The following is an 11879-nucleotide window of genomic DNA, read 5'->3' on the forward strand; positions in this document are numbered from 1 at the left end:
TGTATTTTCCCTGCCGGTTGCGCTAACGGACGTATTTGCCGTTATTTTGCGAAAAAACGGCTTGTTGAAATTTTAACGGACGCTGGTGCCGTTATTTGGGCAAAATTCGGCTCCAAAGCCATGAAAATAGGCAAATAGGCGCAATGACGTCCGTTTAGAAATTTGAAAGCGCAAAAAACCGCCTGTTAACGTCACTGGCGTCCGTTAGAGCGTAACGTGGAGGAAAACGTTAGAGCGTAACGTGGAGGAAAACGCCAGAGCGTACGTGTGGAAAAACGTTAGAGCGTACGTGGGGGAGATCGTTAGAACGTTCGTGCAACGGATTAGCGGGGGAAAACGCCAGAACGTGCGTACAACAGAGGCTGATGCTGTGCCGGCAGCGGGTTGGCGGAAAAGACTGGCGCCCGGTTATGACTTTGGCATAAATTGTGGTATACTTTAGATGCCGATAAAAGAGGCTATTCAGTTGTTGCAAAAGGAGGAATCTGGAGAGTGGCTATCGTAAATGTATCCGATCAAACGTTCAAGTCCGAAGTTGAGTCGCAGGACTCGGGAACGGTGCTGGTCGATTTCTGGGCGCCCTGGTGCGGTCCGTGCAAAATGATCGCTCCCGTGCTGGAAGAATTGGACGGAGAGATCGGCGAAAAATTAAAGATCGCCAAACTCAATGTCGATGACAACCCGGAAGCGGCTTCGCGTTTTGGTGTTTTGAGCATCCCGACATTGATCGTGTTTAAAAACGGCGCACCCGTTGATAAAGTGATCGGTTTTCAATCCAAGGACGCTTTGAAAAATGTGCTATCCCGCCATATTGGCTAAGATTTTACCGGGTGCAAGTTGTTTCAAAAAAACCGCTCCTTCGCTTCAGAGAGAGCGGTTTTTAAGCATTTGAAAAACGGAGTGAAACCGGATGCCGCCCGAAAAAATAGACGACCCGAAACTTAGGCTGGAAACAATTCGGCAGAAACTCGCGTTATTGCCGGATAAGCCCGGCTGTTATCTGATGAAAAACTGTGACGGCAAAATCATATATGTGGGCAAGGCGAAAGTGCTGAAAAACCGGGTGCGCTCGTATTTCACCGGCACTCATAACGCCAAGACACAGCTGCTAGTCAATGATATTTGCGATTTTGAATACATTGTCACCGCAAGCAACAAGGAAGCCTTGATCCTGGAATGCAATCTGATCAAGCAATACCACCCCCGCTACAATGTGATGCTGCGGGATGACAAGACTTATCCGTATATAAAAATTACGAATGAAGAGTACCCGCGCCTGGAGATCACCCGGCAAGTGCGGAAAGACAAGGCAAAATACTTCGGCCCGTATCCGAACGTCTTTGCCGCCCGGCGAATCAAAAAGCTGCTGGATCGGCTGGTGCCGTTAAGCAAATGCGGCCGGAATGACAAGAAACCGTGCCTTTACTATCATATCGGACAGTGCGTATGTCCGTATGTGTTCGGTTACGACAAGAACGAATATGAACGGATGGTGCAGGAGGTTGTCCGCTTTCTGCAGGGCAGCCATGAAGAAATCAAACAGGATTTGGCGCGAAAGATGCATGAAGCCGCGGAACAGTTGCAGTTTGAACGGGCGAAGGAACTGCGCGATGTGATTGCCGACATCGATACGGTGATGGAAAAGCAGACGATTTCCAGCCCGGACGCCGCAAACCGCGACATTTTCGGTTATGCCGTGGATAAAGGGTGGATGTGCGTCCAGGTACTGTATATGCGCCAGGGAAAAATGATTGAGCGGCATGCTTCCGTTTTTCCTTTCTATGGCGAGGAATACGACGATTTTATCACCTATGTGACGCAGTATTACAGCGAAAATCCCGCATTGCCAAGTGAATTGTTTTTGCCCGCGCCGCCCGAACAGAGCGCGGAGAAAGAGGGCGCAAGCGAATCCGGCGCAGCCGAGACCATAAGCGCTCTGGAAAATTGGCTGCATGTGCGCGTGCGCATGCCAAAGCGGGGGCCGAAGCGGAAAATGGTGGAAATGGCTGAGAACAATGCGAAAATGGCGCTTGCCGAGAAGTTTCTCATGATGGAACGCGATGAAAGCCGCACGGACAAGGCTGCCGCCAATTTGGCGAAGCTGTTCGGCCTTGAGCATTTGCGGCGCATTGAAGCGTTCGACAACTCCAACATCCAGGGGACGCATCCCGTTTCCGCGATGGTGGTGTTTACGAACGGCCGCCCGGACCGCAAAGAATACCGCAAATACAAAATAAAAACGGTCAGTGGGCCGGACGATGTCGCCACCATGCGCGAAGTTATCCGCAGACGGTATGAGCGCGTATTGAAAGAAAATTTGCCCATGCCCGATCTGATTATCGTTGACGGCGGCAAGGGGCAAATCGCGGCGGCTATCGATGTGCTGGAGAATGAGTTGGGAATTGCGATTCCGGTTTGCGGTCTGGTTAAAGACGACAAGCACAAAACTTCGCAATTGATGGCGGGCGATCCTCCGGAAATCATCCCGCTTTCCCGGCATAGCCAGGAGTTTTATTTGCTGCAGCGCATTCAGGATGAGGTGCATCGGTTCGCCATCACATTCCACCGCGAAACGCGCGGCAAGTCGATGATTTATTCGATGCTGGACGCCATACCGGGCGTCGGCGCCAAACGCAAAAAAGAGTTGCTGCGCCATTTCGGCTCCGTCAAAAAAATCCGCGAGGCGACATTGGACGATTTCCGCCCGCTCGGATTTGGCGACCAATTGAGCCGCCGCATTATCGAAGCGTTGCGGGACGCAATGGAGGACCATTCCTGACCTTTCGGTCGTGCAGCCATTTGATGAACAGGGCGATCAACGCCGGTGACAGGAGGTAGCCGACTCCCGTAAGCGCATTGAGCGTTCCGCCCAAATACATGATGGAAATCCCCATCAAGACCGAGTCCATGCTGGCGTGCGCGAACAGCGAGGTCAGCAAACCATAGCGCAAAAAAGCCAAACCGAAAAACAGGCCGAGTATAGTGACCTCAATGAGTCTTGTATAAAAAGGGTAAAACGGATACCCGACATGCAACATTGCCCAGAAAAAGCTGGGGATCAGCATGGCGATGAAGGTGTTGCGGAACAGCTTTTTGCACAGGGCGATGCCGAACAACCGGTAAACCGCTTCTTCGGAAATGGCCGCAGCCCATGCCAAAAGCGGGAACAAGGCGGGCCAGAACAAATTATAGATCGAACTTGTCGGGTCTTCGACCGACCAAACGGCAAAAAGCCTGCCTTCTGTAGCGAACAAGACCGCCTGAATGCCCAAAATGATGGCGGCAATCGCATAACCCCGCAGCATGGCGCGCCTGGTTTGGTTGCCAAAGTCGGGTTCCCGCCATGCCGGCCATACTTTTTTGCCGAAGCTTTTCCACAGGCTGTCGCCCACCGTCAACGCCAAATATGTTAACGTCCCCATCAACAGAATCGTGATCTGGTTGAACACGACCGCTAACGTTCCGTACAGGCTGTTGTCCGTCATGGCGCGCATTCCCGGGTACGCATTGATATTATAAATTGCGTAGATGGCAACAAACGCCAACGTCAGCAATAACCCTCTGCGAAACGAAATGAACCGCTTGCGGATTACGGCGGTTGCAATGGCGCCGATTGTAAGCAGCAAGCCAACAAGCAAGCCCAATATGCCGATTCGTTCGGCGGATTGTTGCTGATGGTCCATCCAGCCCGTAAACGATTGCGGCAAAACGAATGAAGGGGAGAATTCCACGGGGATCTTTCCCCGCATGGCGATCCGGATCTGCAAATACGCCTGGCCAATTTGTTCCTTCTTGTCCGTGAACACCCACAAACCGTCCGATTGTTGAAAGGATGCCGCAAATCGCGCGGGGTCATAACCCATGGCCGCAAGCCAGGACTTGGCCATATTCGGATCCGGCGCGTTAACCGGATCACCTACGCCGCCGGTTTGCGCCCAGCCGAAGACCGTTCCCGAGCGGATGTCGACGTCCGCTTTATATTTCTTTTTCCCGGCGGAATCGGCAAGTTCCACTTCATAGTAGTCGATCGGGAAATCGGGATACGTCTTGGCGAATGCTTCCGTCAAATGTTCTTTTTGCAAATAACCGCTTAAGCGATCATGCGATTGGAACACAACGAATGATTGATCCGCATGCACCGCAAACTGGCTGCGCAGAAAATCCGCCGCATGCGCCGCCGCTTTTTCCCTGGATATGGCCGGTTGCACTTCCTCGCTATTTTCATCCGCATTCAACGCGAAAAAAACGACCGCGCCAACAATCGCCAATAAAATCAATACGAACGCTTCCCCATTTTTCGCTAACCGCGACGGTTTGCGCACAGAAGTCATGTGATTGCTCCTTGGTCCTGTTATTTTCCAGTTCTAAATTACCATAAAATGCTTCACTTATGCCAATTTATTCCTCATTTCATTTGTTGACAGGATGGAGATGTTAGATAAAATAAGAGAATCGGTAAAAGATGCCGCAAAAGCGGTCGAATAATGGCGGATTGAGTTCGGGTTTGGCCGCGGGTAAGGAGTCGGGACATGAAATCGCTGCATCGCAATCTGAGTTTGTCGCCGCCGCAAATTCTCGTCTCGGGATTTGCACTGATCATTTTCGTGGGCGCCATCTTGCTGTCGCTGCCTGTATCGTCCGCGGACGGCAAGGCATTTCCGCTGATTGACGCGTTTTTTACGGCGACTTCGGCAACTTGCGTGACGGGGCTTGTCGTCGTCGACACGGGAACGCATTTCAGCGTTTTCGGGCAGATCGTGTTGCTTTTACTTATCCAGGTCGGCGGTCTGGGCTTCATGACCATGTCGTCGCTGTTTGCGTTCATGCTGCGCAAGCGGATCACCTTTCGCGAACGGCTTGTTCTGCAGCAGGCCATGAACCAGACCAGTATGGAAGGCATTGTGCGGTTGATCCGCAAAGTCATTTTATATTCATTAACGATTGAAGCGGTCGGGGCGGTTGTGTTGACGCTTCGCTGGTCGCTCGATATGCGTTTTGGCGATGCGGCGTATTTTGGCGTGTTCCATGCCGTTTCGCTGTTCAACAACGCCGGTTTCGATCTGTTTGGCGAATTTAAAAGCCTGGCGGAATATGCCGCCGATCCGGTAATCAATATAATGGCCATGTTTTTGATTTTTACGGGTGGAATCGGCTTTGTCGTGCTCGCGGAGATTGTCGATTGGTCTCGTTACCGCAAAAAGCTTTCCCTGCACAGCAAAGTCGCTCTAACGACCACCGTTTTTCTGATTCTTTTCGGAGCTATCGTCCTGTTCATCTTTGAATTCAGCAATGCCAAAACGTCCGGGCAACTGAACTGGTCGGGAAAAATTCTGTCCGCATTTTTCCAGTCCGTATCGTCGCGGACGGCTGGAGCAAATACGCTTAATATCGCCGACATGCGGCAAGCTTCGCAGTTTTTCCTCATTCTGCTCATGTTTATCGGCGCATCCCCGGGTTCAACCGGCGGCGGGATCAAAACGACTACTTTTGCCGCGCTGATAGCGGCGATGATCGCGATGTTCCGCGGCAAGGAAGATGTTGTGCTGTTTCGCTTCCGCTTGGGCAAGGACCGGATCTACAAAGCGCTGACGATTACGCTGTTCTCGTTGTTTTTGATCATTCTCGGGGCGATGGTGCTGTCCACAACGGAAGACCACCAATTTTTGATGATTTTGTTTGAAGCGACTTCGGCGTTCAGCACGGTCGGCTTGTCCATGGGCTTGACGCCGACTTTGACGGTTTTCGGCAAGATTATCATCATGCTGATGATGTTTATCGGCCGTTTGGGTCCGCTCACAATGGTGTACGCCTTGAACAAAAAGACGCCGAAAGAGCTGTACCGCCATCCCGAAGGGAAGATCATCATCGGATGATCGTCGGATCAGCGGATAAGCAATTATTTCGCATATTGGCGCTGAACCAGCTGGATAAAGCGGATCGCCGCGTCATTCAGCGTGTCCGGATCGTTGTAAATCAACGAAGTTGTCCGCACGGTTTGCCGCAATTCGGCGATCAGGACTTGCGCGAGTCCATTGTCGTCAAGCATATTTTGGCGCAAATAGGATTCCGGCAGCAAGGCCGCCAGATGGCAAGTGGCAATGAGCCGCAAGATGGCTTCGAACGAGTCGATTTCCATCTTGATTTCCGGCATGACGGAATAGCGGTGAAACAGATCATCCATGAGAATGCGGTACCAGGTGCCTTTGGAAAATACGATCATCGGCATCCGGTTGAGATCCCGGATTTTCGCCTCGCCAACGGCTGCCAGCGGATGGCGCTGCGGCACGACCAGCGTGAGATGGTCGTCAAACAGCGGAATGCAATTTAGCGAGCGGTCGGAAATGGCCGACGCGACCAGACCGACATCGACTTTTTTCTCCTTGACCAGCGTGACGATTTCATGCGTTTTGCCGGTTACCGTCTTGATATCGGTTGTGGCGTCATATTGCCGCATAAGCGAAATGACATCGGGCAACGTCGATTGCAATGTGGTCAGACTCGCCCCCAGCGTCAGGCTTTCCTTGTCCAACCCATTGTGGCGGAGAAGTTCCTGCGCAAATCTTTTTTGCAGCATTCTGAACTCCAGGGCGAAGTCGTAAGCGATGCGCCCGGATTCCGTCAATTCCAGCCTCTTGCCGCGTCTTGTGAACAAGTTGATCCCCAGATTTTCTTCCAGCAGGCGGATTTTCCGCGATAATGCGGGCTGGGAAAGGTTCAGCACGCGTGAAGCCTTGTTTAAACTGGATAATTCCACTACGGTCGCAAAAATCTCCAAATCCTCAATCATAGCTGTCCCCCGTTAAACCAATTCTTTTTCATCGCGTTGCATATATGTTTTGTTTATAACAGATTATAATATATCGGCAATTCCATTATAAGCGAGTTAGGTGTAAACTGGTACAGGACACAAATTGTTCACAAAATCCTGGCTTGAATGCATGGAAGTACAGGTTTGCTTGGAAGAATATGTGTTACCGAAACTAATTTTTGAGGAGGGAAACAGCGCAGTATGGCTTACAATTCTTACTACGCCCGCAAAATCCATTCGCTGCTCGGTGTTATTCCAATCGGTTTTTTTCTGATTGAACACTTTTTATCCAATTATGAATCGGTGAATGGCAATGCGGCGTTCACAAAGCAGGTGGAATGGCTGCATCATTTGCCGTTCCTGTTTTTTCTTGAATTGTTTTTGGTCTGGCTGCCTTTGCTTTACCATGGCATATACGGCCTGTACATGACCTACCAGTCGCAAATTAACGTCGGCAGATACGGCTATTATCGCAACTGGATGTATACATTGCAGCGCGTCACCGGTGTCATCACATTTATTTTCATTGTCTGGCACGTGGCGCAGACCCGGCTTCAGGTAGCTTTGGGCAATGTAGCGTATGAAGATTTGGGCAAACTTATGGTGGATGTGTTCGCCAATCCGGTCAGTTTGACCTTGTATATCATTGCGATTGTGGCCGCCTCGTTCCATTTTGCCAACGGCATGTGGCTATTCCTCGCGCAATGGGGAATCACGGTGGGCCCGCGGGCACAGCGCATTTCTTCCGTTGTTTGGATGGTATTTTTTGTCGTGTTTGCGCTTGTCGGCATTTTGGCGGCGCTTGGCTTTAGAGATCCCGACTTTTTCACGAAAGGAGTGTAGAACGTGGCAAAAACTAAACTGATTGTAGTCGGCGGCGGTCTCGCCGGTTTGATGGCAACCATTAAGGCGGCGGAGGCGGAAGTCCACGTTGATCTGTTCTCGCTCGTTCCGGTAAAACGTTCGCATTCCGTTTGCGCTCAGGGCGGAATTAACGGCGCGGTGAACACGAAAGGCGAGGGCGATTCCCCCTGGATTCATTTTGACGACACCATTTACGGCGGCGACTTTTTGGCCAACCAGCCTCCGGTCAAGGCGATGTGCGAGGCGGCTCCCGGCATCATCAATCTGATGGACCGCATGGGCGTCATGTTCAACCGCACTCCGGAAGGATTGCTGGATTTCCGCCGGTTCGGCGGCACAAAACATCATCGCACGGCATTCGCCGGGGCCACGACCGGGCAGCAATTGTTGTACGCGCTGGATGAGCAGGTTAGGCGTCATGAAGTGGCAGGCTTTGTCACCAAATATGAGCAGTACGAATTTTTATCGCTGGTCATTGACGATGACGGCGTTTGCCGCGGCATTACCGCGCAAAATTTGCGGTCGATGGAAATATCCGTGTTCAAAGCGGATGCGGTCATTTTGGCAACCGGCGGTCCGGGCATTATTTTCGGCAAATCGACGAACTCGATCATCAATACCGGAACAGCGGCAAGCGCGGCCTATCAGCAAGGCGTTTACTATGCGAATGGCGAATTTATCCAGATTCACCCGACCGCAATTCCCGGCGACGACAAGCTGCGCTTGATGTCCGAATCGGCGCGCGGCGAAGGCGGACGCATTTGGACGTATAAAGACGGAAAACCGTGGTATTTCCTGGAAGAGCGTTATCCGGCATACGGCAATCTTGTGCCGCGCGATATTGCGACAAGGGAAATCTTCAACGTCGTTGTCGATATGAAGCTCGGCATCAACGGGGAGAACATGGTGTATCTGGACTTGTCCCATAAAGATCCGAAAGAGCTGGACGTCAAGCTCGGCGGGATTATCGAAATTTATGAGAAATTTATGGGCGACGATCCGCGGAAAATTCCGATGAAAATTTTCCCGGCCGTGCATTATTCCATGGGCGGCATGTGGGTCGACTACAATCAGATGACCAACATTCCCGGATTATTCGCGGCGGGCGAATGCGAATACCAATATCACGGCGCCAACCGCCTTGGGGCAAACTCGCTGTTGTCCTCGATTTTTGGCGGCATGGTGGCCGGACCGAAAGCGATCGAGTACATCAAAGGTTTGAAAAAAGCGACGGAAGACGTGGCGGAGGCTCCGTTCAACAACGAATTGAAACGGCAAACCGAAAAGTTCGCCAATATCATGAAAATGGACGGTCCGGAAAATCCGTATATGCTGCATAAGGAATTGGGCGAATGGATGACCAATAACGTGACGGTCGTACGTTACAATAAAAAGCTGCAGGAAACCGACGAGAAAATTCAGGAATTGATGGAGCGCTACAAACGCGTCGGACTTCCCGACAAATCGCTCTGGAGCAATCAGGGCGCGTCGTTCACGCGCCAACTGTGGAACATGCTGCAATTAGCCCGCGTCATTACGATCGGCGCGCTCAAGCGGAATGAAAGCCGCGGCGCCCATTACAAGCCGGAGTTTCCGAAGCGGGACGACGAAAATTTCCTGAAAACAACCATCGCCAAATACACGCCGGACGGCCCGGAAATTTCGTACGAACCGGTGGATATCTCCTTGATCCCGCCGCGGGAACGTGATTATACAAAAGAACACTAAGAAAGAACCAAGAAGGGAGTAGATCGGACATGGGTGAGACAGCCGTTGCCAAAAAGACGGTTAGACTGATCATCAGCCGTCAGGACAGTCCTGATTCCAAACCGTACACCGAAGAGTTTGAAATTCCGTACCGTCCGAACATGAACGTGATCAGCGCATTGATGGAAATCCAGCGCAATCCGGTAAATGCGCAAGGCAAAAAAACAACGCCGGTTGCGTGGGAGTCGAATTGTTTGGAAGAAGTATGCGGCGCCTGTTCCATGGTGATTAACGGGAAAGCGCGGCAGGCGTGCACGGCACTTATAGATAAATTGGAGCAACCGATTCGCATCGAGCCGATGCGCAAATTCCCGGTATTGCGCGATGTGATCGTCGATCGCAGCAGAATGTTCAACACATTAAAACGCATCAAGGCCTGGATTCCGATTGACGGCACGTATGATCTTGGTCCCGGACCGCGCATGGCGGAGAAGGAACGGCAGCGCAATTACGAATCGTCAAAATGCATGACCTGCGGCGTTTGTCTCGAGGTTTGTCCGAACATTAACGGCCGCAACAGCTTCATCGGATCGTTCGCGATCAATCAGGTGCGTTTGTTCAATGCCCACCCGACCGGGAAAATGAACGCGGAGGAACGCCTGGATGCGCTAATGGAAGATGGCGGCATCGAAGGCTGCAGCAATTCGCAAAACTGCGTGCAGGCTTGCCCGAAAGGGATTCCGCTCACAACATCCATCGCGGAAATCAACTTGCAAACAACGAAGCATCTGTTCAAAAAATGGCTGCGCAGCTGAAATTGCCGCGCGCAAGAAAGGCCTTTTCCCGCAAATCCGCAAGGTTTGCGCGGGAGAGGCCTTTTTATTAAGGAGAACTGATTGCCTGAGATCCTAAATGGATTTGGGGAAGGAGGCGCCAGCGTTTGCCGCTGCAGCGGAAGCTTCTTTTTGCCGCAAAAATTTTTGGCCGTATTCGCCGTGCGGATGAAACGCCGCATGCTCGATTTGCACGGTCGTATGCGCAATGCCGAATTTTGCTTTCATCGTTTCGGTAACCGCCAGCGTTACGCAAAACGGTTCGGCTTTTTCGCTGATAAATACATGCGCGGTGAGCGAGTAATGGTCGGTGGATACAGACCACAGATGCAATTCGTGCACGTCTTCAACGCCGTCGATCGCGCCGATTTCCGCGCGGATTTCGTCAAGGTCGAATTGATCCGGCACTTTCTCCATCAAAATCATGCCGGATTCCTTGATAATTTTAAACCCGCCGGCGAAAATAATGGCGCCGATGACCATACTGATGAGCGGATCAAACCAGGATAATCCTGTCCAATAGATCAGGATCGCGGAAGCGATCACGCCGATTGAGCTGAGCAAATCGCCGATAAAGTGCCATAGCGCGCTTTGCACGTTCAGATTGTTTTCTTCCCTCATGCTGCGGCTTAAAATGTATGTCAACACAATATTGACCGCAAGGCCGATTACGGCAATGACCAGCATCAGCTCCTGCTCGACTTTCTGCGGCACGATGAACCGATGAATGCCTTCATAGAAAATGCCGATCGCGATGGCGCATAACGTTAACCCGTTTAAAAAAGAGGCGATAACCTCAAAGCGGAGAAAACCAAACGTGTATTTCGCGTCCGGCGGCCGGGTCGCCAGATAGATGGCCGTCATGCTGAGAGCCAGGGCAACGACGTCGGATACCATATGCGCGGAATCGGATAGCAGCGCGAGCGAGTTGGAAATCAGTCCTCCGGCTATTTCGGCGCAGGTAAAAAAAAGCGTCAATAAAAGCGTGGTCCATAGCGTTTTTTTGGACCGGGTCTGTTCTTTTTGATGGCGAAGATGATGATAATCGTACATGCTTTTCACCTGATTTCGGGAAGCGGCCTGCGCCATACGGCTTATACGCCGTTGTCGCAACCATTATACGTCAGCATCCTGTTTCCTGCAATCATTTGCAATCCGCCGCGCCATTTGACTATAATTATAAATAGAATTTTTATATATCTATCTTATGATAAATCCATTTGATAAGGCGGATGGCCGGAATGAATCTTAATCAACTGGAAACGCTGCTTATGATTTCCCGCACCATGAGCTTTCGCAAAGCGGGCGAGATGCTGAATTTGACGCAGCCTGCCGTTTCGGCGCAAATCAAAAGTCTGGAAGAAGAGTTTCAAACCGTTCTGATTGACCGAACGCAGCCTGTTACTTTAACCGAAGGCGGCAAGCTTTTTCTCGAGCACGCGCAAATCATTTTGCGCACCGTTGCGGAGTTGAAGCAAAAACTGGCGGATTTGGAGCGGTTGCCGCAGGGCCATATTGAATTGGGCACGACAACTTCAATCGCGATTCAGATTTTGCCCAGGGTGCTTTCCTATTTTCAAAACCAGTTCCCGTTTATCAAAACGACCATCCATTCGATGACTTCTTCGCAAATTTTGGCCAGCGTGGAAAACGGTTCGATTGACCTC

10 protein-coding genes are annotated in these 11879 nt (G+C 51.3%); 7 read left to right on the forward strand and 3 right to left on the reverse strand.

The genetic code is table 11. The features are described 5' to 3' along the window. Nucleotides 1–492: 492 nt before the first annotated feature. Both trxA and uvrC read left to right on the forward strand, forming a co-directional pair. Nucleotides 493–819 (forward strand): thioredoxin, encoded by a 327-nt coding sequence (gene trxA / locus VF260_09345; GenBank protein ID HEX7057382.1) that lies wholly within the window; start codon nucleotides 493–495, stop codon nucleotides 817–819. Between the two features lie 91 nt (nucleotides 820–910). Continuing rightward, nucleotides 911–2779, forward strand: a complete 1869-nt coding sequence (uvrC, locus tag VF260_09350; GenBank protein ID HEX7057383.1) for an excinuclease ABC subunit UvrC — start codon at nucleotides 911–913, stop codon at nucleotides 2777–2779. Here uvrC and VF260_09355 read toward each other — a convergent pair. After that, nucleotides 2739–4331 carry a CPBP family intramembrane glutamic endopeptidase gene (locus VF260_09355; GenBank protein ID HEX7057384.1) on the reverse strand — a complete coding sequence of 531 codons (1593 nt, stop codon included), beginning with the start codon at nucleotides 4329–4331 and terminating at the stop codon, nucleotides 2739–2741. The genes uvrC and VF260_09355 overlap by 41 nt on opposite strands. A 198-nt stretch (nucleotides 4332–4529) precedes the next feature. Between VF260_09355 and VF260_09360 the strand changes: the two genes are divergently transcribed. Next, nucleotides 4530–5873 carry a TrkH family potassium uptake protein gene (locus VF260_09360; GenBank protein ID HEX7057385.1) on the forward strand — a complete coding sequence of 448 codons (1344 nt, stop codon included), beginning with the start codon at nucleotides 4530–4532 and terminating at the stop codon, nucleotides 5871–5873. A 23-nt stretch (nucleotides 5874–5896) separates the two neighbouring features. Here the strand turns inward: VF260_09360 and VF260_09365 are convergent, their stop codons facing one another. Beyond that, nucleotides 5897–6787, reverse strand: a complete 891-nt coding sequence (locus VF260_09365) for a LysR family transcriptional regulator (GenBank protein HEX7057386.1) — start codon at nucleotides 6785–6787, stop codon at nucleotides 5897–5899. A gap of 222 nt (nucleotides 6788–7009) precedes the next feature. Between VF260_09365 and VF260_09370 the strand changes: the two genes are divergently transcribed. The 3 genes from VF260_09370 to sdhB are packed head-to-tail and all read left to right on the forward strand — an operon-like array spanning nucleotide 7010 to nucleotide 10194. After that, on the forward strand, nucleotides 7010–7651 hold the full coding sequence (locus tag VF260_09370; protein ID HEX7057387.1) for a succinate dehydrogenase: 642 nt from the start codon (nucleotides 7010–7012) through the stop codon (nucleotides 7649–7651). A gap of 3 nt (nucleotides 7652–7654) precedes the next feature. Beyond that, nucleotides 7655–9400: a succinate dehydrogenase flavoprotein subunit gene (gene sdhA / locus VF260_09375; protein ID HEX7057388.1), complete on the forward strand. Its 1746-nt coding sequence runs from the start codon at nucleotides 7655–7657 to the stop codon at nucleotides 9398–9400. A 29-nt stretch (nucleotides 9401–9429) separates the two neighbouring features. Continuing rightward, entirely contained in the window at nucleotides 9430–10194 is a 765-nt protein-coding gene (gene sdhB / locus VF260_09380; GenBank protein HEX7057389.1) for a succinate dehydrogenase iron-sulfur subunit, read from the forward strand. Between the two features lie 93 nt (nucleotides 10195–10287). On the opposite strand, the gene VF260_09385 is transcribed toward sdhB, so the two are convergent. Further along, on the reverse strand, nucleotides 10288–11265 hold the full coding sequence (locus VF260_09385; GenBank protein ID HEX7057390.1) for a cation diffusion facilitator family transporter: 978 nt from the start codon (nucleotides 11263–11265) through the stop codon (nucleotides 10288–10290). Between the two features lie 188 nt (nucleotides 11266–11453). Between VF260_09385 and VF260_09390 the strand changes: the two genes are divergently transcribed. Then, on the forward strand, nucleotides 11454–11879 hold a 426-nt coding region (locus tag VF260_09390; GenBank protein ID HEX7057391.1), incomplete at its 3' end, for a LysR family transcriptional regulator.

The organism is Bacilli bacterium, assembly GCA_036381315.1.
In the GTDB taxonomy this organism is placed as follows: domain Bacteria; phylum Bacillota; class Bacilli; order Paenibacillales; family KCTC-25726; genus DASVDB01.